General features: G+C 54.1%; 1 rRNA gene. It reads left to right on the top strand.

Annotated features, from left to right (window positions below):
* A 23S ribosomal RNA gene (locus tag KI379_RS33880) occupies positions 1-255 on the top strand; the annotation flags it as partial.

The following is a 255-nucleotide window of genomic DNA, read 5'->3' as shown; positions in this document are numbered from 1 at the left end:
GTACCACCGTAAACCGTTATGAGTGATGGGGTGACGCAGGAGGGTAGTGACGCGAGCTGATGGATGCTCGTCCAAGCAGTGAGGCTGGTGTGTAGGCAAATCCGCACACTTTAAGGCTGGGCTGTGATGGGGAGGGAAAATTATAGTACCGAAGGTCATGATCTCACACTGCCAAGAAAAGCCTCTAACCAGGTGAAGGTGCCCGTACCGCAAACCGACACAGGTAGGCGAGAAGAGAATTCTAAGGCGCGCGGA

This window comes from Paenibacillus cineris, assembly GCF_018333335.1.
Lineage (GTDB): Bacteria > Bacillota > Bacilli > Paenibacillales > Paenibacillaceae > Paenibacillus_AQ > Paenibacillus_AQ favisporus.
Note: the sequence above shows the minus strand (reverse complement) of the source record. Positions and strands in the feature narration are given on the sequence as shown.